This is a genomic window from Kribbella sp. NPDC056861, assembly GCF_040687575.1.
Taxonomy (GTDB): domain Bacteria; phylum Actinomycetota; class Actinomycetes; order Propionibacteriales; family Kribbellaceae; genus Kribbella.
The window spans coordinates 422,147-443,079 of the sequence record NZ_JBFBNQ010000002.1; the positions used below are offsets into that span (position 1 = coordinate 422,147).

Genomic DNA, 20,933 nt, shown 5'->3' on the forward strand with positions numbered 1-20,933 from the left:
CGGGGGAACTAACGCTGCGGGTCGTCGCTCATGACCGGTTCGGGGAGGGAGCCGGCGTTCCACTCTTCGATTCGCCAGCCGTGGCGGCCTGGGAGGAGGGAGACCCAGTTGCAGTTGGAGAGGCCTCCGAAGGCGGGCCAGTGGGCTTTGGGGATGCCTAGGAAGAGGCAGATGCCTACTCGGGCTGCGAGGCCGTGGGTGGCTACCACGATGGTGTCGGAGGGGGCGCCGGACTCGATGGCTCGGGTCAGGGCGGGGGCGAAGCGTTCGGCTACCTCTTCGACGGTTTCGCCGGCGGTGCCGCGGCGTTGGGGTTCGCCGGAGCGGATGCGGAGGGCTGCTTCGGGGTGGATGGCGGCCAGTTCGTCCATGGTCATGCCGGCCCAGTCGTCCACGTTGATTTCGCGGAGGGCTTCGTCGTACTCGACCTTGAGGCCGGTCAGGGCGGCTAGTTCACCGGCTGTGGCGGCGGCGCGTTGGAGGTCGCTGGAGAAGAGGCGGGTGGGGGCGAGGGACGCCAGGCGCGCGGCTGCTGCGCGCGCCTGGGCGATGCCTACGTCGTCCAGCGGGATGTCCGCCTGGCCCTGGATCTTGTCCTGCAGGTTCCACTCGGTCCGGCCGTGGCGCCAGACGATCAGCCGGCCCGCTGTCATTCGGCCGCGGTGGGGGAATCGGTGGCGGGCGAGCCAGCAGAGTCGTCCGAGGCGGAGGCGGAATCCGAGTCAGAGCCGGCACCCGGCGCCGGGTCCTCGTCCGCAGTACGGTCGGCAACAACCGGTACCGACACAGTCCCGTCGGCACCCGGCAGCGGGATCATCGGGCAGTCGCGCCAGAGCCGCTCGAGGGAGTAGAAGTTGCGCTCCTCGTCGTGCTGCACGTGGACGACGATCTCCAGGTAGTCGAGCAGCACCCAGCGGCCCTCGCGGGCGCCTTCGCGGCGGACCGGCTTGGCGTCGAAGTCCTCGCGGAGCTTGTCCTCGATCGCGTCCACGATCGCGCGGACCTGGCGGTCGTTGGAGGCGGAGGCGACCAGGAACGCGTCGGTGATGGCGAGCTGCTCGGAGACGTCGAAGGCCAGGACGTTCTCGGCCTTCCGGTCGTGAGCCGCCTCGGCGGCCGCGGTGAGCAGCTCGATGGCGCGTTCGGTGGCAGGCATTGCGGTCCTTTGATCAGTACTGCGGGCTTAGTGGTTGGTGTAGAGATCGCGCTTGGCGATGTACTGGACGATCCCGTCCGGCACCAGGTACCAGGTCGGGTTGCCCTTCGCGACGCGTTGGCGGCACTCGGTGGACGAGATCGCCAGCGCCGGTACTTCGAGCAGGGTGATCCGCTCCATCGGAAGCCGGTCGAGCGGCAGTTCCTGCGAGCTGTACCCGGGCCGGGTACAGCCGACGAACTGGGCCAGCTTGAACATCTCGTCGACGTCGCGCCAGGTCAGGATCTGGGCCAGCGCGTCGGCGCCGGTGATGAAGAACAGTTCCGCGTCCGGGTAGAGGCCGGCCAGGTCGCGCAGGGTGTCGATCGTGTACGTCGGTCCGGGCCGGTCGATGTCGACCCGGCTGACCGAGAACCGTGGGTTGGAGGCGGTCGCGATGACCGTCATCAAGTACCGGTCCTCGGGTGGCGACACCGCGCGGTCCAGCTTCTGCCAGGGTTGCCCGGTCGGGACGAAGATCACCTCGTCGAGATCGAAGTACGCCTGTACTTCGCTCGCCGCGACCAGGTGACCGTGGTGGATCGGGTCGAAGGTGCCACCCATCACGCCCAGGCGGCGACCCGGTCTGGCCCGCTCCGAAGAATCCACGTCAGCCCGTTCAGCCGCTCAGCTGTGCGGCCGGCCCTTGCCCATGATGACGGTGACGAGCACCATCACGACCAGGACGAACAGGGTGAACCCGCCGTACCACCAAGGCGAGATGTGCGAAGCCTCGCTGGCGGCTTCTTCGGCGGCCGCGAGCTGCGGCAGGAGGTAGGCATGCATGAGGCGAAGCCTATCTCTTGCCTACTCATGCAAGCGCGACCGGTGGGGCCCGTAGCCACAACCGGTCGCGCGGGAGGTGAGGTCAGCTGTGCCGCGAGTAGCGGGTCAGCAGCCTGCGCCAAGCAGAGGGACCGGTGTAGTCGCGCTGGTGGATCGCGGCGACACGGCGCATCTCGTCGATGTGGGCACGGGCAACTTCGGGGGTGATCATGTTTCCTTCACAGGGTTGTCGTAGAGCTCGGAGCGGGTGGCTCCGATAGTTGAAATTGTACGCTGAAAACAGCAAAGACTCAAACGAATTGAAGGCAGATCAGAAGATCTCCCTACGAATCTGCGGTAAACGGAGGATGGCATGGACGCGATCGATCGGCAGCTCGTCGAGGCGCTGCGGGCGAACGGGCGATCCAGCTGGGCCGAACTGGGCCGGGTGGTCGGGTTGTCGGGGCCGAGCGTCCAGGAGCGGGTGAAGCGGCTGGAGGAGCGCGGGGTGCTGCTCGGGTACCGCGCGGTGGTCGCGCCGGACCAGGTCGGGCTCGGGACCAGCGCCCTGGTGGGGCTGTTCCAGCGCGACGACGTGGAGACGGACGTGATCGTCGCCGGGGTGCGCGAGATCCCGGCTGTGGAGGACTGCTGGTTCGTGGCCGGCGATCAGGAGCTGGTGGTAAAGGTTCGGGTGCCGGACGTGACTCAGCTGGAGGCGGTGGTGGCCAGCCTGCGGCGTGTCAATGGCGTGGTACGGACGCGGACGACTGTTGTGCTGTCGACTCGCTGGGAGGCGCGTCCGGCGCCACTCCCGGAGTAGCAGCCCGTACTACGGACCGCTGGCTGAGGTAGACGACCACAGCGGCCGCAAGCGCCAGGGCGGCGGCCGCGGGGTACAGCAGATCCGGGTGGTGCTGGTAGGTGGTGCCACCGAGCGCCGGGGCCAGGAACATGCCTGAGATGGAGGCAGCGGCGTACAGGCTGGAGAAGCGGCCGGTCATGCCTTCCGGAGCAGCGTCGGCCACATGGGCAGTGGCAGTGGGCTTGTAGAGCATTTCGCCGCCGGTGATGATCGCTACCGCGATGGCCGCTCCAGCGAAGGCGGGCCAGGCGCCTATGACGGCCAGGCCCGCAGCAACCAGGGCAAAGCCAATGGCGATGACTCGGGATGAGTGGTGGTCGCGGAGGCGGATGGCGAGCGGTGCTTCCAGCAGGACGATCACTACTGAGCTCGCACCGATCAGTACGCCGTACGCGACCGCAGGCGAGCCTGCATCGCGCAGGAGCAGCGGCAGGGTCGCGAAGAGCTGCCGATAGACGGTGTCGACCACCACGATCGCCAGCAGGAGCACCAACACCGACCGGTCACGCAGCAGCGCCCGCCACACGCCAGAGGCCTGCGCCGCCACGACTCGCACCGCATCAGGCACCCATCGCCAGATGACCGCCGCGAGGACGACACTCGACACTGCATCAACCACGAACACCAGCGAGAAGTCATACGCCGCCAGCAGCCCGCCGAGCGGAGGACCGACAGCGAAGCCGGCGTTGCTGGCTGAGCGCGACAGGGCGATCCCCTCGCGTCGCCGGTCGGCAGGGAGCGCAGTGGCGACAAGGGCGCTCAGGTTGGGGCGACTGGCGCCGCCACAGAGACCGGCGACGGCAGCTAGCGCCGCTAGTCCAGCAGTGGGGACGACAGACATCGCCAGACAGGCAAGCGCCCAGGTGAGCTGGCTGGTGACGGCAGCGCCGCGCAGGCCGAAGCGGTCGCCGAACCAGCCGCCCGAGAGGTTCCCGAGCAGCAGGCCCACGCCGTACGCCGCCGCGGCGAAGCCGGCCTGCTGCGGGGACATCCCCCGGTCCTCGACCAGGTAGAGGGTCAGGTAGATCCAGGCGAGCGCGCCGGCCGAACTGACCAGTTGGCCGAGCATCACCGCTTTGAGCCAGCCAGGGAGCTCCATCACGCGTCGCCAGTACATCCGCCCACCCCCAGGTACAGTAAGTTCCTAAGAGGAACTTACCTAGCCGGATAGCGTAGGCGCAAGCGGAGGGAGCTGTCGTGCGGCGTAGTAGCTACTCCCCCGAGCCTGACTGTGCGATCGCCCAGTCGCTCGGGGTGGTCGGGGACGGGTGGGAGTTGCTGATCGTCCGCGACCTGGCGCGGGGACTGGATCGGTTCGAGCTGCTGGCCGAGTCGCTGCGGATCTCCCGGAAGGTGCTGACCGAACGGCTGAACAGCTTGCTCGACAGCGGCGTCGTGGAGCGGGTCGCCTATCAGCAGCGCCCCACGCGGCACTCGTACAAGCTGACACCCCGCGGCAGCGCGCTACTGCCCGTACTGGTCGCCCTGCAGGACTGGGGCGACCGCTGGCTCCTCGGTGACGGCGAGCTGACAGGCACCAACTCCCCCGAGGACGCCCCGGCGCACCGCATCCACGAGCTGGTCGGCCAGAAGGTCCCCGACGACCTGAAGCTCCCCGCAGGCGCAGTACTGCGGGACGTGGTCGACCCCGACGCCACAGCGACCGTCATCTTCGGCTACCCGGCCACTGGACGGCCGAGCAAGCTGCCGGAGGGGTGGGAGAACATCGCAGGGACCACCGGGTGCACCCTGGAGAACAAGCTGTTCGCCGAACGCGCCGCAGACTTCACCGCGGCCGGAATCACCGTCCACGGCGTGAGCACCCAGCGCCCGGACGAGCAACAGGCCTTTGCCGAACTGGAGAAGATCCCGCACGTGCTGCTGTCCGACACCGACCTGACCTTCACCGCCGCGCTCCGGCTGCCGACCTTCCGGGCAGGTGGCTACGAGCGACTCAAGCGGCTCACTCTGGTCGTCGCCCCCACCCGCGAGATCAAGGCCGTCCTCTACCCGATCACTGACATCCCCCAAGCCGTCAGCTGGGCCTACGACACGGCCCGCGCGCTGTGACGGCGGTAGAGGTCTGGTGGGGCCGTACTGCGGACGCCCGCCCCGGCCTGGTCGGCGAGCTGACCGCAGCCGAGAAGAGCCGCTTCAACGCCTACGCGCGGGACGAGGACAAGAGCCGCTTCCTGGTCGGCGCCACGATCGTCAGGCGAGTACTGGCCGACAAGCTCGAGCTGTCACCGGCAGCCGTCCAACTCGACCGCACCTGCCCCGACTGCGGTCGCCAGCACGGCAAGGTCACTGTCGACGGCATGCAGCTCTCGGTGTCGCACTCCGGCGATCGCATCGTCGTCGCCTTCCACCCGACCGATGCCGTCGGCATCGATGTCGAACTGATCAACCCCGCGATCGACCCCGAGTCGCTCGCCTCGGTCAGCCTGTCCGATCTGGAGGCGGCCGAGCTGGCCGCCTTCGAACCAACGGCCCGCGCCCGCGCCTTCACGCAGTACTGGACTCGCAAGGAAGCCGTCGTGAAGGCGACCGGCGACGGCATCCGCGCGGACCTGCGCAAGGTGATCGTCAGCGCGCCCGATCAGCCGCCGGCGCTGCGCGAGTGGTCCGAGTACGACGGACCGGTGCGACTCGTGGACCTGCCGGCCGGGGTCGAGTACGCCGCCGCGCTCGCGATCCTCTCGGAGCACACCCCCGAGGTCCGTTCCTTCGACGCGGCGCCGCTGCTCAGATCCTGACTCACTCGGCGGCGATGCTCAGGTCCTGACTACTCGGCGGCCATGCCGATCAGCCGCGGATCTGCCCCTCGCCGATCACCACGTACTTCGTCGAGGTCATCTCCGGCAGCCCCATCGGCCCGCGGGCGTGCAGCTTCTGGGTCGAGATCCCGATCTCGGCGCCGAAGCCGTACTCGCCGCCATCGGTGAAGCGGGTGCTCGCGTTGACCACCACCGCCGCCGAGTCGACCGCCTGCACGAACCGCCGCGACGCCGCCTGCGAACGGGTGATGATCGCGTCGGTGTGGGCCGAGCTGTACTTGCGGATGTGCGCGACAGCAGCCTCCAGCGAAGGCACCACCGCGGCCGACAGATCCAGCGAGCTGTATTCCGTGCCGTAGTCCTCCTCCGTCGCCGCGACAATATCCTTGCCCGCAGCAACAACCGTCGGATCGCCGTGCACCGTCACACCAGCCGCGGCCAACGCCGGCAGTGCCTTCGCCAGGAACTCGTCCGCGACCTCCGCGTGCACGAGCAGCGACTCGGCCGCGTTGCAGACACTCGGGCGCTGGGTCTTCGAGTTGAGCAGGATCGTCAGGGCGAGGTCGAGATCGGCATCCGCATCGACGTACACGTGGCAGTTGCCGACGCCCGTCTCGATCACGGGCACGGTCGACTCGGTGACCACGGTCTGGATCAGGCCGGCGCCGCCGCGCGGGATCAGTACGTCGACCAGGCCGCGCGCCTGCATCAGGTCCTTGACGGCCGCCCGGTCGCCCGGCACGCCCTGGATCACGTCGGCCGGCAGACCGACCTCGGTCACTGCGGAGCGCAGTACGGCGACGATCGCGGCGTTGGACTCGGCAGCCGATGAGGAGCCGCGGAGCAGTACCGCGTTGCCCGACTTGAGGCAGATGCCGGCCGCGTCAGCCGTCACGTTCGGCCGGGCCTCGTAGATGATGCCGACCACGCCGAAGGGCACGCGCACCTGGCGAAGCTCGAGACCGTTCGGCAGGGTGTAGCCACGGACGACCTCGCCCACGGGGTCAACCAGCCCGGCGAGTTGCTCGAGGCCGGCGGCCATCGCGTCAACCCGGGACGGGTCCAGCGCGAGGCGGTCAACAGTCGACTCCGGCGTACCGGCTTCGCGCGCCGCGGCGACATCCTTGGCGTTGGCCGCGACGATCTGCTCGGTGCTACTCCGCAACGCCGCCGCCATGGCATGCAGCGCGGCGTCCTTGGTCCCTCGTGATGCCGCCGCCAACGCGTAAGAGGCTTCGCGGGCATTGCGGCACAGCTCGATGATCTCGCTCACCGTCCCATCGTAGGACGATCCCCCGAGGCTCTGCGCAGTCGTCTCAGCCGGCCACTTGTTACGCAATGAGTTGGCCTGAGGACCATCAGTGATCGATTTCGATCGAAACCCTGGTCACTGTCCGGTTCGGCAGGCACTGTGAGGCGGACGTTCCGCCGATCGAAAGTTGCGACGATGAGACGACTGAAGAGCACACTGGCTGCCGGCGTGGTCGCGCTGAGCGCCGTCGCCGTCCTGCTGACCACAGGCGCCGCCCCCGCTGCGGCGACCAGCGAGCCGACGTTCCCGCTGGCCGACCCGGACACGGTGCTGGCCAACGACGGTTCGTACGTCACCTACGGCACTACCGTCGGGGCCGGCGTCGGAGCCCGCTGTGGCGCAACAGGGCAACTACTGCTGCCGGTACTGCGACATGGCTCCGGCAGCTCTGTCGGGATGGCCAACTGCGCCTCCGGCGACGCCATGCCCGACGGAGTCGGCGCCTGGGCCGAGGGAGCTGTGTGGGCCCCAGGCGTGGTGAAGTTCGCCGGCAAGTTCTACCTCTACTACACCGCCACGAAGGCCGGTACTGCGAGCGGCGGCGGCAACGGCCACAAGTGCATCGGGCGCGCGGTCTCGGAGAACGCCGGTGGCCCCTTCCGCAACGCAGGACTGTGGCACTGCCCAGCCGGCGGCCGCTGGGCGATCGACGCCAACCCGTTTGTCTCCGGCGGCAAGCTGTACGTCGCATTCCGGGACGACTCGATCGCATCGGGCCCTGAGACCGGGCTGTCCGTAGTACCGACTGACGCGAACGGCTGGGGGCTGTGGGGCCAGCGGCGCAGCCTGCTGCTGAGCACCGACATCACCTGGGACACCCGAGGTACCGACGGCAGTGGCACCCACCTGGTCGAGAACCCGTCGATGTTCCGCCACAACGACGGCATCTGGTACGTCGCGTACTCCGGCAACAACTACAACAGCGTCCGCTACGCCACCGGCATCGCCAGCTGCGGCGCCAACCCACTCCCCGCCACCCGCTGCCAACCGCTGCAGGACGGCGCTCGTCGCCCGTACTTCGGCTACAGCGGCGCCGGCGACCTGGATCCCTTCGCCACCCTGCCCGCGAACCACACCGGCCCGGGCGGCATGGACATCTTCAACGCCGCCGACGGCACTTTCCGCGTCGTCTACCACTACTGGAAGAACAACGGCGGTCCCCGCTACCCGATCACCGGCTTCCTCGGCCGCCGAACCGGCACCGGCTTCTACGTCAGCTGAAGTCGGCCACCCCTTGCGCAGCTGACCAAACGCTCAGAACTCAGCTCGTACTACGTACTGCTGGCCAACGCAGGCACCTTCTCCGTATCCACCCGATGGTTACTGCCGCGGCCAGACCGAAGGTCTCCTGATCGAAGGCGGGCGTGCCCAGATCTACGTTGGTGAGGTGGTCGGCTCGAGGTGGCATTTGAATGCGTAGCCGGTTAGTTGGGTCGCGCAGCTTGTGTCTTATGCCGTGTCGCCGACGTCGGCGGCGCATCCCGCGACAGACCCAGCGGCCGATCACCGCCATCGGGCCCTGCGGCGGCATCGTCGACTTGGCCAGCCTGCGAGTTTGCTCGCGTGCCCAGCCAGGCACAACGGGCAGGCTCAAGCCGACCGGCACCACAGCAATATAACTGTTCTTTGCTCTTGTTCTTTGCTCTTGTTCTTTGCTCTTGTTCTTTGCTCTTGTTCTTTGCTCTTGTTCTTTGCTCTTGTTGTCAGATCAGAGCAGTACCAGGTCGTCGCGGTGGACGACCTCGCGCTCGTACGTCGGGCCGAGCTCGCGGGCAAGGTCCCGGGTCGATCGGCCGAGGAGTTCCGGCAGCTCGGTGGCGTCGTAGTTCACCAGCCCGCGAGCGATCACCACGCCTGCGGCCGAGACCAAGTCGACCGGATCGCCGGCAGAGAAGTTGCCCTCGACAGCGCTGATACCTGCCGGGAGCAAAGAGGAACGGCGCTCGGTCACCGCACGAACTGCGCCTTCGTCGAGCACCAAACGACCCTGACCTGAAGTCGCGTGGGCGAGCCAGAGCAGACGCGTCTTGCGGCGGCGGCCGGTCGGGTGGAACAGCGTGCCAACAGCATCACCACGCAACGCCTCCCCGACCCGGGCAGCCGAAGTGAGAACCACCGGAATCCCTGCCTCGGTAGCGATTCCGGCTGCTTCGACCTTGGTCTGCATACCACCAGTGCCGACACCGGAGCTGCCGGTCTTGCCGATCTGGAGGGACTTGAGGTCGCCCGGTCCGCGGACGTCGGTGATCATCGTCGTACCGGGTTTGCGCGGGTCGCCGTCGTACAGGCCGTCCACGTCGGAGAGCAGAACGAGCAGGTCGGTGTGCACCAGGTGGCTGGTGAGCGCGGCCAGCCGGTCGTTGTCGCCGAACCGGATCTCGGTGGTCGCCACGGTGTCGTTCTCGTTGACGATCGGGACCACGCCGAGCTCAAGCAGCCGGGCGAAGGTCCGGTAGGCGTTGCGGTAGTGGCTGCGCCGGGTCACGTCGTCGACGGTCAGCAGCACCTGGCCGACGCGGAGTCCGTGCGCGGCGAAAGCGTCGCTGTAGCGGGCCATCAGCAGGCCCTGCCCGACCGACGCGGCTGCCTGCTGGGTGGCCAGGTCACGCGGTCGCGACCGCAGTCCCATCGGGGTCAGGCCGGCCGCGATCGCCCCGGAGGAGACCAGCACCACCTCGGTGCCCTCGACCCGGCGCGCCGCGATCGCGTCGACGAGCAGGCGCAGCCGTTCGAGGTCGATCCGGCCGCGCTGGGTGAGCGAGGACGAACCGACCTTGACGACGATCCGCCCGGCCTTGACGACCTCCGGGCGTTGTTTCATGTCCCGCATCAGTGTTCCTGACTCGTGGGAGCTAACGCGTCATCGGTACGGCCGGCATCGTCGACGGCCTCCGGTCACGCGTTCTGGTTGTTGCTCTCGGCATCGATGTCGATGACCTCGCCGAGCCGGTACAGCCGCTCGGCCTCGAGCTCGGCCGCGGCTTCGGCCTCGCGCGCCTGTTTGCGCGCCAGCCGCTCGGCGGCCTTCTGAGCCGCCTTCGCCTCGGCCGGGGTCAGGTCGACCACGTCCTCGACCCAGCCCTGCCCGTACTCCGAGAGGTCGGCCGGGCGTTCGATCTCGCCCTCCCGCAGTGCGTGGTACTGGTAGTCCTTGTCCTTGCGGCGCTGGGCCGCCGGACGGTCCTCGTCCAGCCGCTGGTCCTCGCCACGGCGGGACAGCAGCTCCGCACCGGCCTGCACCTCGGGGGCGAAGTCGAAGACGACCGCGTTCGGGCCGTCGCCGATCGTTACCTCGTCGCCGGCCACCGCGCCCAGCTCGAGCAGCTGACGCTCGACCCCGAGCCGGTTCAGCCGGTCGGCCAGGTACCCGGTCGCCTCGGCGTTCAGGAAGTCGGTCTGCCGGACCCAGCGCTCGGGCTTGTCACCCTGCACCAGCCAGCCGCCCTCGAGCGTCTTCTTGACCTTGAACTCGACGCCACCGGTCGCCCGCGGCCGGATGATGATCCGGGTGGTGTCCGGCTTCTCCTCCTCGGCGCGGCGCTTGGTGACGATCTCGGCCATCGCGAACTTCAGCCCGTCCAGGCCTTCGTGGCTCGCGGTCGAGATCGAGAACACCTTCAGGCCACGCGCCTCGAGATCGGCCGTGACCATCTCGGCGATCTCCTTGGCGTCCGGCACATCGACCTTGTTCAGCGCGATCAGCCGCGGCCGGTCCTCCAAGCCGCCATGGGCCTTCAGCTCCGCCTCGATGGTGTCCAGGTCGCTCAGCGGGTCCCGGCCGGGCTCGTACGTCGCGCAGTCGATCACGTGCACCAGCGCGGCGCAGCGCTCGACGTGGCGCAGGAAGTCGTGGCCGAGGCCGCGGCCCTCACTCGCACCCTCGATCAGGCCCGGTACGTCGGCGACGGTGAAGATGTTCTCACCGGCGACAACGACACCCAGGTTGGGGATCAGGGTGGTGAAGGGGTAGTCGGCGATCTTCGGGCGGGCCCGGCTGATCGCCGCGATCAGCGAGGACTTGCCGGCGCTCGGGAAGCCGACCAGGCCGATGTCGGCGACGACCTTGAGCTCGAGCACGATCGTGCGCTCTTCGCCGTCCTCGCCGAGCAGCGCGAAGCCGGGGGCCTTGCGGCTGGAGCTGGCCAAGGCCGCGTTGCCGAGACCACCCTTGCCACCGGCGGCTGCGACGTACTCCGAGCCGATGCCGACCAGATCGGCGAGGATCTCGCCTTCCGGAGTGCTGACGACGGTGCCCTCGGGGACGGGCAGAATGATGTCGCCGCCTCGGCTGCCGGCCTGGTGATCGCCCTTGCCCTGCATGCCGTTGGTGGCCGTGCGGTGCGAGGAGCGGTGGTAGTCGACGAGCGTGGTCTGGTCGCTGCTGACGCGCAGGATGATGCTGCCGCCGTCACCGCCGTTACCGCCGTCCGGACCACCGAGCGGCTTGAACTTCTCGCTGTGCACCGAGGCGCAGCCGTTTCCGCCGTTGCCACCGGCGACGAACACCGTGACCCGGTCGACAAAGCTGGGGATCGCCATCGGTGGATCTCAACTTCCTGCTGGGAGAACGTACTTCTGCTGTACACAGCCGAAGGGCGGGCCGCGCTATTCCGCGGACCCGCCCTTCGAAAAGGCTGTGAAAACTTCGAACCGGGTGGCGGTACTACTCCGCCGGGGCCGGGACGATGTTGACGACGCGACGTCCACGACGGACACCGAACTCGACCTTGCCCTCGGCGAGCGCGAACAGGGTGTCGTCGCCGCCACGGCCCACCAGGGTGCCCGGGTGGAAGTGGGTGCCACGCTGGCGAACGATGATCTCGCCGGCGTTGACCAGCTGGCCGCCGAAGCGCTTCACGCCGAGCCGCTGCGCGTTGGAGTCGCGACCGTTACGGGTCGACGCTGCTCCCTTTTTGTGTGCCATTAGTTGATCAGCTCACTTCTTCTTCGCGTCGATCGCGGTGACCTTGACCTGGGTGTAGTGCTGGCGGTGCCCCTGGCGCTTGCGGTAACCGGTCTTGTTCTTGTACTTCAGGATGTGGATCTTCGGGCCCTTGGTGCGGCCGAGAACCTCAGCTGACACGGCCACCTTGGCCAGTGCGGCGGCATCGGCCGTCACGGTGTCGCCATCGACGACGAGGACTGCGGACAGCGACACCGTGTCGCCGACCTGATCAGTCAGGCTGTCGATCTCGATGACATCGCCGACGGCGACCTTCTGCTGGGTGCCGCCACTGCGCACGATCGCGTACACCGTGGATCTCACTCTCTATTGTTCGGAAGTCTTAACAAGCGGGGCCTGCACGAACCTACTGCGGCCCACACAAAGGAGGCACGCGAGACGCGCGCCGAAAGGTAAGAATACGGCGCGCGTCACGAGCCGGTCAAACTGGGGTCGAAGCCAGCTCCGGAGTACTCACTCCGGGGTCGGATCCGGTGTTGCCTGAATCACTGTCGTTGCCGTCGCCGACCTTGCCCCGCCCACGGCTGCTGCGCCGCCGGCGGGTGCTGCCATTGCGCCCAGAACCGTTCTGCTGGGCCTTCTCACCGTCATCGGAACCCTGCTCGCCCTGAGCCTGCTCCTGCTCGCCCTGCGGCTCACTGGCGGCCTGCTCGGCCTCGGGCTGGTCCCCCTGACCGCGGTTGGAGCGCCGACCACGGGACCGCCGACGGCTCGTACCTTCGGTCTGCTCGGGCTCGGTGTGCTCGTTGACCTCTGAGCTCTCGACCTGAACAGCCTGAGGCTCTTCCTGGCGGACCTCTTCGGTGTGAGTCGCGGTGGTGTCGCCGTTGGCCGCGGCCGAAGCCGCTGCGATCTCGGCGAGACGCTGGGCCGCGTCACCGTTGTTGGCCGGCTCGGCTTCCTCGCCACCCTCGCGACGGCCCTTGCCCCGGTTGCGGCTGCGCGAGGTCTTCTTCGCGGCGTCACCCTCGGGCTTGTGGTCGTGCGAGTGCTGCGGCTGCTGCTGGCGGCCACGGCCGTCGTCCTGCCGGCGGCGGGACTCCTTCGGCTCGTCGTGCAGGATCAGCCCGCGGCCACCGCAGTGGTCGCAGTTCTCGCTGAACGCCTCCAGCAGGCCGGTGCCGATCCGCTTGCGGGTCATCTGGACCAACCCGAGCGAGGTCACCTCGGCGACCTGGTGCTTGGTCCGGTCACGGCCCAGGCACTCGACCAGCCGGCGCAGTACCAGGTCGCGGTTGAGCTCCAGCACCATGTCGATGAAGTCGATCACGATGATGCCGCCGATGTCGCGCAGCCGGAGCTGGCGGACGATCTCCTCGGCCGCCTCCAGGTTGTTCTTGGTGACCGTCTCCTCGAGGTTGCCGCCGGAGCCGGTGAACTTGCCGGTGTTGACGTCGACGACCGTCATCGCCTCGGTCCGGTCGATGATCAGCGAACCGCCCGACGGCAGCCAGACCTTGCGGTCCAGCGCCTTCTTGATCTGCTCGTCGATCCGGTAGTTCGCGAACACGTCGCCGGACTTGGCGTCGTCCCACTGCTCCACCCGGTCGGCCAGGTGCGGAGCGACGTACGAGACGTACTCCTTGACCTGGTCGTAGGCGTCCTCGCCGGAGATGACCAGCTTGGAGAAGTCCTCGGTGAACAGGTCGCGGACGACCCGGATCAGCAGGTCGGGCTCGCCGTGCAGCAGCGCCGGCGCCTGGCCGCCCTTCGACTTCTTGTCGATCTCGGTCCAGTACGACTGCAGCCGGCTGACGTCCGAGGTCAGCTCCTCCTCGGTCGCGCCCTCGGCCGCGGTGCGCACGATCACGCCGGCCTCGTCCGGGACGATGTCCTTGAGGATGCCCTTCAGGCGGTTCCGCTCGGTGTCGGGCAGCTTGCGGCTGATCCCGCCGTTGCCGCCGCGCGGCACGTAGACGACGTACCGGCCGGGCAGGCTGATCTGGTTGGTGAGGCGGGCGCCCTTGTGGCCGATCGGGTCCTTGGTCACCTGGACCAGGACCGCCTGACCGGACTTGAGCACCTGCTCGATCTTGCGCGGGCCGTTGGCGCCACCGAGGGTCGCCCAGTCCACCTCACCGGCGTACAGGACCGCGTTGCGGCCCTTGCCGATGTCGATGAACGCGGCCTCCATGCTGGGCAGCACGTTCTGCACGCGGCCGAGGTACACGTTGCCGATCAGCGAGCTCTGCTCGGCGGTCGTCACGTAGTGCTCGACCAGGACGTTGTCCTCGGAGACCGCGATCTGGGTCAGGTCCTCGCGGGTCCGGATCACCATCGTCCGCTCGACCGACTCGCGCCGGGCCAGGAACTCGGCCTCGGTCACGATCGGCGCCCGGCGGCGGCCAGCGGCGCGGCCCTCGCGGCGACGCTGCTTCTTCGCCTCCAGCCGGGTCGAGCCCTCAACCGCGGTGATCTCGTTGTTGACGGTCTTGCTGCGCGGCTCGCGCACCCGGACGACGGTCTCGTCCGGGTCGTCGGCGGCCAGCGCGGTGTCCTCGCCCTTGCGGCGACGACGGCGCCGGCGGCGGCGCGACGACGTACCGGACTCGCCGTCCTCGTCGGAGTCGGCCTCGGACGACTGGTCGGTGTCGCCGGCCTCGTCACTCTCGTCCTCGGACTGGTCGTCGTCGGACTCGTCACCCTCGTCGGCGTTGTCCTCGGAGTCGGCGTCCCCGGCCTTGCGGCGGCGACGGCCACCACGGCGGCGACGGCGACGGCGGGTGCCCTCGGAGTCGTCGCCGTCGTTCTCGTCGGCCTCGGCGTTGCTGTCCTCGTCGGTCTCGTCGTCGGCCTCGGTCTCCCGGGCCTGCTCGAGCACCGGCTCGGCGCGGTCGGCGGCGACCTCTTCGGCGTCGCGGCCACGACGGCTGCGGCGACGGCGGCTGCTGCCCGTGCTCGCCTGCTCGTCGGCTACCTCGGGGGTCTCCTCGACCTCGACCTCGGCGACCTCGGCCTCAGCGGTGGCTGCTGCCTCGGCGGCCCGCTCGGCGGCGGTGGAGCGGCGACGCGAACGACGCGGCGCAGGTGCCTCGTCCGGGGTGGCTTCGGGGGTTGCCTCGACCGGGCTGGTCGCCGCTGCCTGCTTGGGCACCTCGGTGGGCGCCTGGAACAGTACGGCGGCAGCGGCCGGCGCGCGTCGGCGCGACCGGCGGGCCGGGGCCTCGGTGGCTGCTGCGAGCAGCGCTGCCTCCGCTGCGGCGGCCTCAGCTGCTGCGGCCTCGGCGGCGGCGAGCTCTTCCTCGGTCAGCTGCTCTTCGGGGAGCTCGGCCGCGGCTACGGGGCCGTCCGTCAGGGCGGTGTCCGGCGAGAGGAGGTCGGGCTGCGGGGCAGCCGCCTTCTTCGCGGTGCGCTTGCGGGTGGTGGTCTTCTTCGCGGCGCGGGCCGGAGCCTTGGGCTCGGCTGCCTCGGTCAGAGTGGCGTCCGCCGTCTCGGCGAGCGCGGAGTCAGCCGGTACGGAGTCAGCCGGTGCGGCGTCGTCCAGGAGGCTGTCCTGGGCGGCCGTGCGGGAGGCTGCGGTCTTCTTGGCGGGACGCTTGGCGGCCGCCTTCTTGACCGTGCGCTTCGCGGCGGCCTTCTTGACCGGCGCGGGGGCCGGGTCGGCGGTCTCGCCGTCGTCCTGGGTGCTGACGGCAGCGGCCTCGGCGGGCACAGCGGCCTTCTTGGCCGTGCGCTTGCGCGTGGTGGTCGCCTTCTTGGCGGCCGGTTGTCGGGCAGCACGCTTGGCTGCGGGGGCGGTGGCAGCCGAATCGGCTGCTTCGGTGGTGGTCGGCTCGTTGTCGAGCATGCGGTGCGGGTCTCCTCAGGCCCTCCGGCGCACCCTGCGACCCCTGTCACGGGTCCGGTGCTGCCAGAAAGCGGTCACGGTTCGCCACTCCCGGGGTGCAAATCCGGTACGGCGGAAGCCTTCTGGATCCGCCCCTGGTCGCGCCGTCAGGGCACAACTGGAGCGGCGGCGTCGCTCTCCGCTACTTGCGTCTGCTGGTCAACCGCCTGGCCGGTCGCGGTCGCCTGGGTGGCGTCGCGGTCACGAGCGAGCGGATCGTCCACAGTGCCGGTGGCCGCGATAAGCGGGCCCTGGGCGAGCCTGGTCAGAAGAGCCGGGCCCGTCACCGGAAGCGTCGCTACCTCTAGCACGCCGGCGAGAACGTCGTCGGGTCTCACGGCCGGGGTTCCGAGCCGTAACACCACTTGCAGTATCGCACACGTCGCAACCGTCGCCGGGTCACTACCGACGGTGAGTCGGAGGACGGCTTCCCGGCAGTCAAACGACCGAAGCCCCCGTTTGGTCATGCGCTCGACCAGAATTTCGTCCCGGGCGAGGAACGCGGCGACCGCTTGCTCGGCGTCCGCGGGATCCACGCCAGGCAGCGCGATCAGCCACTCGCTGGCCTCGAGCTGGTCGGCCAGCGACCCTGGTCCGGCCACCACCACCTCGAGCACGTCCAGGCCCGGCGGGAGTGCCTCGTCCAGGTCGGCCCGGACCCGCTCGGGATCGCGCTCCTGTGTGAGCGAGATCTCCAGGTACTCCGCCTCCGAGGCGGCGCCGGTCGGCGCGGCACCGGCGTACGAGATCTTCGGGTGCGGGCTGAAGCCGTGCGAGAACGCCACCGGCAGGCCGGCCCGGCGGACCGCCCGCTCGAAGGCGCGCTGGAAGTCGCGGTGCGAGGTGAAGCGCAACCGCCCGCGCTTGGCGAAGCGGATCCGCAGCTTCTGGACCGCGGGAAGCTGCTGGGACGGCGGAGCCTGTACTGGTGCCACACCGGCATTCTCGCAGGCTTGGGGCTGGGGTGCTCACCACCGCTCCCCCGGGCGGCTTTCTGAGGGCAGTCGTTCGGGTCAGAGGGTGGCGCACTGGCCGGTGCGGGGGCCGGTGACCTGGTTGGGGGCTTGCAGGTTGGTCGGGGGCGCTGCGTTGGCGGAGCAGGTGAGCGGGCCCTTGATGGTGTTGCCGGCCAGTACTACGGGGTCGGCGGTGGTCGCTGCCTTGGCGGTGACCGGGCCGCTTACGGTGGTGCCGACCAGTACTGCGCTGCGGGTGACGCCGGTGAGCGTGACTGGGCCGTTGACCGTAGTACGGAGTAGGTGGAGGTCTGCTGCCTTGGTGGCGGTGACCGGGCCGTTGATCCTGGTGTCGGTGGCGACCAGTGATGCGCCCTCGCGGATAGCCACCGGGCCGTTGATGGTGGCGTTGGTCAGGCAGGTAACGCCGGTGGTGACGGTGAGGGGGCCGTTGCGGGCGCCGGTGATGGTGGTGGTGCAGGTGGGAGCCGGGCGGAGAAGCGTTACCGCGAGGCGGTTCGGGGCGGCGATGTTGCCGGGGGCATCGATCGCGCGGTACTCGAGCTGGTGCCGGCCGTAGCCGGACGGGACGTCGTCCCACGGGACCACGCGCGGTACGCCGAGCTTGCCGTAGACGAGCTGGTCGATCTCGGTGCCCTCGGCGGTGAACTTGAACGGGGCGGTCGCGTCGGTGGGCCAGCCGTAGTAGTTGTACCAACCGTCGCCGTCGACGCGGAACTCCGGTACTACGTAGCCGGCGGTGTCGTCTGTCGCCTTCAGGGCCATGGTGAAGGCGTCGTTGTAGATGTACTCCGGGCCGGTGGGTTTGGTGATCTTGAGGAGTGGCTTGGAGAGGGTGGGGGTGACGGTGGGTCCGGTGCCGTCGATCTGCCAGGTGAGGCGGTCGGTGCCGACGGTGGCGGTGAGGGTGTGGGGGCCGGTGAGGTTGAGCGGGGCGAGGGGGAGGTCGCGGTCGTTGCCGGGGTTGGGGATTGTTTTGTTGTCGAGTTGCCAGGTGATCGGGGGCTGGTGGGTGTCTGACTGGGTGGTTTCTGCGTAGACGACTTCACTCGCGTTGACCGGGTGCTCGGTGGAGGTCGAGGTGGTGAAGGTCGGCGGAGTGGCGTCTGTGAGCACTGAGGATTGGGTGATCGTCCAGGTGCGGGTGGTGGTCAGGGCTGGGGAGGCTCTTACTGCGGGGTCCCGGACGAAGGGGGTGGGGTCGGTGATCTTCGCGGTGAGGGTGTGCGTCGCGGGGGTGAGTTGGAGCGCTGCCAGGTCTACGTAGCGCTGGTTGTTGGTGGGGAGGGTGGTGCCGTCGAGGGTCCAGGTGACGGTCAGTTCGTGGCTGGCGGGGTGCAGGGTCTGCAGCCAGACGAGCTGGTTGCGGGCGACCGGGCCGGGTGGAGTGCTGGACTGGATCAGGGTGGCTCGGGAGGAGATTCGCTGGGTCATCCGTTCGCGGGAGACCTGGTCGAAGTAGTAGCCGAGGACCTTCATCATCGAGTGTTTGCTGGGGCGCCAGACGCCGGAGCCGGCGTACATGCCGGCCTCGTAGCGGGCGATCGGGCCGCCTGACTCCGACGGTTCGCCGAGCCAGCGGAACCACTTCTTCTGTTCGGCGAGCATCTGCTGCTCGGTGAGCAGGGTGTGGTGGATCGAGCTGGGCTCCGGACCCTCGTACGCCGCGCCGCGGTCGCCGCGGGCGTAGTAGTCGTACTCGTCCTGCAGGCCGCCGAGCGAGTGGCCGAGCTCGTGCGGGGTGATGAGGGCGGACAGCGCGTTGCCGCCGGACGCGGTCGCGTAGCTGCCGCCGGCGCCGCCGTACGTGTCGCTGTTGCCGATGGCAAGAATCTGGCGGTTGGCGGAGGTGGTGCCGGGGACCAGGTCGGCGTACTGCGCTGCCGCGGTCGCGCTCACCGTCAGGAGGCGCTGGACCGAGGCGGGGTTGCAGCCGCCCCAGAAACCCATCTGGAGGGGGGTGTCGATTTTGGGCGAGGTGAGGTTGGGGTCGCAGTCGACGCCGCTGCCGGGTGAGGGGATCTCGACGGCGTACACGTTGATGTAGTTGCGGTAGGTCTTGAAGGGCTCGATGCTCCAGAGAATGTTGAGGTGCTTGTCGAGCTGCTCGCGGAACTTGGGGAGCTCGGCTGCGGTGTAACCGTCGCCCATCACCACGAGGTTGAAGCGCGAGGTGGCGGGGCCGGTTACTTGGAGCGGTACGACGGTGGCCGGGGCCGCTGCACTGGCGGCGGGCACCACCGCGGTGGCGCTCACGGTGGCCGCCACAGGCAGACCAGCTAGGACCGCCGCGGTGACTGCTGCGACTGCCGTCAGGCGTCGGACTTTGGAATGGGTCCTCACGGTGCGGTCCTCCCCAGGGTCGGCGGGGTCGTGGTGAGCCTGCCGGGAGAAGCCTACGAAGACGGCGGAGCGTTGTCAGGGGGTGCCGCGTGGCGGACTTGGCGGTGGAGGAGGGCGGGGCGGGGCGTCGTACGGCATCATGAGGGCTCGGGGAAACGTGAGGAAAGGACATCGATGACGGAACCGGCACAGTCGCCAGGGTTCGAGCCGGAGCGGGAGCGTTCGGTCGAGGCCGGTGACGGCGACGGCAAGGGCATCTACTGGGTGCTGAAGAACGTCGTGGTCGGTCCGCCGGTCAAGCGCATCTTCCGGCCGAAGGTGGAGGGGGCGGAGAACATCCCGGAGAGCGGGCCGGCGATCATCGCGAGCAACCACCTGTCGTACGCCGACTGGATCTTCATGCCGCTGGTACTGCGCCGCCGGGTCACCTTCGTGGCCAAGTCGGACTACTTCACCGGGGCCGGGATCAAGGGGCGGTTCCAGCGTGGGTTCTTCAAGGGCACCGGTCAGGTGCCGATCGACCGGTCCGGCGGGTCGGCGTCCGAGGGCGCGATCAAGGCCGGGCTGAAGGTGCTGGAGCGGGGCGACCTGTTCGGCATCTACCCCGAGGGCACCCGGTCGCACGACGGGAAGCTGTACAAGGGCCGGACCGGCGTCGCCCGGCTGGCGCTGGAGGCTCGCGTGCCGGTGATCCCGGTCGGCGTGATCGGCACCGACGTGGTCGCTCCCCCGGGCAAGGTGGTCGCCTCGGTCGCCTCCCCGACGATCAAGTTCGGCGAGCCGCTGGACTTCTCCCGGTACGAGGGGATGGAGGGTGACCGGCTGATCCTGCGCGCCGTCACCGACGAGATCATGTACAAGATCATGGAGCTGTCCGGCCAGGAGTACGTCGACATGTACGCCACCAAGGCCAAGCAACTGGAGGGCCGGGCCACCACCGGCGCCCCGAAGAAAGTCCGCAAGACGGACACCTGATTCAAGGGGTGAGACAGGGTGGCACTAGGCTGGGAAACCGTGAACGGACCGATCGCCTACCAGGGTGAGCCAGGAGCCAATTCGGCGATGGCGTGCACCGAGATGTTTCCCGGCCGCGAACAGCTGCCCTGTACGACATTCGAGGACGCGCTCGAGGCGGTCAGCACCGGGCGCGCCGGGCTGGCGATGATCCCGGTGGACAACTCGATCGCCGGCCGGGTGGCCGACATCCACCACCTGCTGCCGGACTCGGGGCTGCACATCATCGGCGAGTTCTTCCTGCCGATCCACTTCCAGCTGATGGCCGTCCCGGGCACCTCGCTGGCGGCGATCAAGACGGTCCGCAGCCACGTGCACGCGCTCGGCCAGTGCCGCAAGATCATCCGCGAGCACGGCTGGTCGACGATCGTCGCCGACGACACGGCCGGCTCGGCCCGCGAGGTGTCCGAGCTGCGGGACCCCACCGTCGCGGCACTGTCGCCGATCGCCGCGGCCGGGCTCTACGGGCTGGAGATCCTGGCCCAGGACGTCGAGGACGAGCACCACAACACCACTCGGTTCCTGGTGCTGTCCCGCGAGCCGCAGGTGCCCGCGGCCGGCTCCGGGCCGACCATCACCAGCTTCGTGTACCGCGTCCGCAACGTCCCCGCCGCGCTCTACAAGGCGATGGGCGGTTTCGCCACCAACGGCGTCAACATGACCAAGCTGGAGAGCTACCAGCTCGGCGGCTCGTTCTTCGCGACCCAGTTCTACGCCGACGTCGAGGGCCACCCCGAGGACCCGAACGTCGCGCTCGCGCTGGAGGAGCTGGCCTTCTTCTCGGTCGAGGTCCGGCTGCTCGGCGTCTACCCGGCGCACCCGTTCCGCGAGCAGATCGCCGAGCCGGCCGCCAACCGCACGCTCCGGCCGCACCGCTAGAACCCAGCGCGTAAAAA

General features: G+C 69.0%; 19 protein-coding genes and 1 pseudogene. 6 read left to right on the top strand and 14 right to left on the bottom strand.

Annotated elements, in window-relative coordinates; genetic code table 11:
* Positions 1-8: 8 nt before the first annotated feature.
* The 5 genes from AB0P21_RS09000 to AB0P21_RS09020 all read right to left on the bottom strand — a co-directional run bounded on the left by AB0P21_RS09000 (position 9) and on the right by AB0P21_RS09020 (position 2,192).
* Positions 9-653, bottom strand: a complete 645-nt coding sequence (locus tag AB0P21_RS09000) for a histidine phosphatase family protein (RefSeq protein WP_363695047.1) — start codon at positions 651-653, stop codon at positions 9-11.
* Positions 650-1,156: a ribosome silencing factor gene (gene rsfS / locus AB0P21_RS09005; RefSeq protein WP_363695048.1), complete on the bottom strand. Its 507-nt coding sequence runs from the start codon at positions 1,154-1,156 to the stop codon at positions 650-652. The genes AB0P21_RS09000 and rsfS overlap by 4 nt, the downstream gene beginning before the upstream one ends.
* Before the next feature lie 27 nt (positions 1,157-1,183).
* Positions 1,184-1,804 (bottom strand): nicotinate-nucleotide adenylyltransferase, encoded by a 621-nt coding sequence (nadD, locus tag AB0P21_RS09010; RefSeq protein ID WP_363695049.1) that lies wholly within the window; start codon positions 1,802-1,804, stop codon positions 1,184-1,186.
* An 18-nt stretch (positions 1,805-1,822) separates the two neighbouring features.
* The gene (locus AB0P21_RS09015; protein WP_363695050.1) at positions 1,823-1,981 is read right to left on the bottom strand and encodes a hypothetical protein; all 159 of its coding nucleotides are present in this window, start codon (positions 1,979-1,981) and stop codon (positions 1,823-1,825) included.
* A gap of 82 nt (positions 1,982-2,063) precedes the next feature.
* A complete protein-coding gene (locus AB0P21_RS09020; RefSeq protein ID WP_363695051.1) occupies positions 2,064-2,192 on the bottom strand; it encodes a hypothetical protein in 129 nt (42 codons plus the stop codon).
* Between the two features lie 141 nt (positions 2,193-2,333).
* Here AB0P21_RS09020 and AB0P21_RS09025 point away from each other — a divergent pair, with 141 nt between their 5' ends.
* On the top strand, positions 2,334-2,783 hold the full coding sequence (locus AB0P21_RS09025; protein ID WP_363695052.1) for an Lrp/AsnC family transcriptional regulator: 450 nt from the start codon (positions 2,334-2,336) through the stop codon (positions 2,781-2,783).
* Here AB0P21_RS09025 and AB0P21_RS09030 read toward each other — a convergent pair.
* Positions 2,704-3,942: an MFS transporter gene (locus AB0P21_RS09030; protein WP_363695053.1), complete on the bottom strand. Its 1,239-nt coding sequence runs from the start codon at positions 3,940-3,942 to the stop codon at positions 2,704-2,706. The two genes, AB0P21_RS09025 and AB0P21_RS09030, sit on opposite strands and share 80 nt — an antisense overlap.
* A gap of 80 nt (positions 3,943-4,022) precedes the next feature.
* On the opposite strand from AB0P21_RS09030, the gene AB0P21_RS09035 reads away from it, so the two are divergent.
* Together AB0P21_RS09035 and AB0P21_RS09040 are read left to right on the top strand one after the other, a co-directional pair.
* Positions 4,023-4,895: a winged helix-turn-helix transcriptional regulator gene (locus tag AB0P21_RS09035; RefSeq protein ID WP_363695054.1), complete on the top strand. Its 873-nt coding sequence runs from the start codon at positions 4,023-4,025 to the stop codon at positions 4,893-4,895.
* Complete coding sequence (locus AB0P21_RS09040) at positions 4,892-5,581, top strand: 4'-phosphopantetheinyl transferase superfamily protein (RefSeq protein ID WP_363695055.1); 690 nt, start codon at positions 4,892-4,894, stop codon at positions 5,579-5,581. The genes AB0P21_RS09035 and AB0P21_RS09040 overlap by 4 nt, the downstream gene beginning before the upstream one ends.
* Before the next feature lie 49 nt (positions 5,582-5,630).
* Here the strand turns inward: AB0P21_RS09040 and AB0P21_RS09045 are convergent, their stop codons facing one another.
* Positions 5,631-6,941 carry a glutamate-5-semialdehyde dehydrogenase gene (locus tag AB0P21_RS09045; RefSeq protein ID WP_363695056.1) on the bottom strand — a complete coding sequence of 437 codons (1,311 nt, stop codon included), beginning with the start codon at positions 6,939-6,941 and terminating at the stop codon, positions 5,631-5,633.
* 108 nt (positions 6,942-7,049) lie between these two features.
* On the opposite strand from AB0P21_RS09045, the gene AB0P21_RS09050 reads away from it, so the two are divergent.
* Positions 7,050-8,135, top strand: coding sequence for a family 43 glycosylhydrolase (locus AB0P21_RS09050; protein ID WP_363695057.1), 1,086 nt, complete (start codon positions 7,050-7,052; stop codon positions 8,133-8,135).
* Positions 8,136-8,622: 487 nt separating this feature from the next.
* On the opposite strand, the gene proB is transcribed toward AB0P21_RS09050, so the two are convergent.
* The 7 genes and pseudogenes from proB to AB0P21_RS09085 all read right to left on the bottom strand — a co-directional run bounded on the left by proB (position 8,623) and on the right by AB0P21_RS09085 (position 18,936).
* A complete protein-coding gene (gene proB / locus AB0P21_RS09055) occupies positions 8,623-9,735 on the bottom strand; it encodes a glutamate 5-kinase (RefSeq protein WP_363696465.1) in 1,113 nt (370 codons plus the stop codon).
* Between the two features lie 287 nt (positions 9,736-10,022).
* Positions 10,023-11,453: pseudogene (obgE, locus tag AB0P21_RS09060) on the bottom strand (GTPase ObgE); the annotation flags it as partial.
* 124 nt (positions 11,454-11,577) lie between these two features.
* On the bottom strand, positions 11,578-11,838 hold the full coding sequence (gene rpmA, locus AB0P21_RS09065) for a 50S ribosomal protein L27 (RefSeq protein WP_020388387.1): 261 nt from the start codon (positions 11,836-11,838) through the stop codon (positions 11,578-11,580).
* A gap of 12 nt (positions 11,839-11,850) precedes the next feature.
* Positions 11,851-12,168 carry a 50S ribosomal protein L21 gene (rplU, locus tag AB0P21_RS09070; RefSeq protein ID WP_270139142.1) on the bottom strand — a complete coding sequence of 106 codons (318 nt, stop codon included), beginning with the start codon at positions 12,166-12,168 and terminating at the stop codon, positions 11,851-11,853.
* 130 nt (positions 12,169-12,298) lie between these two features.
* A complete protein-coding gene (locus AB0P21_RS09075; protein WP_363695059.1) occupies positions 12,299-15,664 on the bottom strand; it encodes an Rne/Rng family ribonuclease in 3,366 nt (1,121 codons plus the stop codon).
* A 146-nt stretch (positions 15,665-15,810) separates the two neighbouring features.
* On the bottom strand, positions 15,811-16,638 hold the full coding sequence (locus AB0P21_RS09080; RefSeq protein WP_363695061.1) for a TIGR03936 family radical SAM-associated protein: 828 nt from the start codon (positions 16,636-16,638) through the stop codon (positions 15,811-15,813).
* 78 nt (positions 16,639-16,716) lie between these two features.
* Positions 16,717-18,936, bottom strand: coding sequence for a M64 family metallopeptidase (locus tag AB0P21_RS09085; protein ID WP_363695063.1), 2,220 nt, complete (start codon positions 18,934-18,936; stop codon positions 16,717-16,719).
* 261 nt (positions 18,937-19,197) lie between these two features.
* Between AB0P21_RS09085 and AB0P21_RS09090 the strand changes: the two genes are divergently transcribed.
* A complete protein-coding gene (locus tag AB0P21_RS09090; protein WP_363695064.1) occupies positions 19,198-19,998 on the top strand; it encodes a lysophospholipid acyltransferase family protein in 801 nt (266 codons plus the stop codon).
* A gap of 39 nt (positions 19,999-20,037) precedes the next feature.
* Positions 20,038-20,916: a prephenate dehydratase gene (locus AB0P21_RS09095; RefSeq protein ID WP_363695065.1), complete on the top strand. Its 879-nt coding sequence runs from the start codon at positions 20,038-20,040 to the stop codon at positions 20,914-20,916.
* Positions 20,917-20,933: the final 17 nt, after the last annotated feature.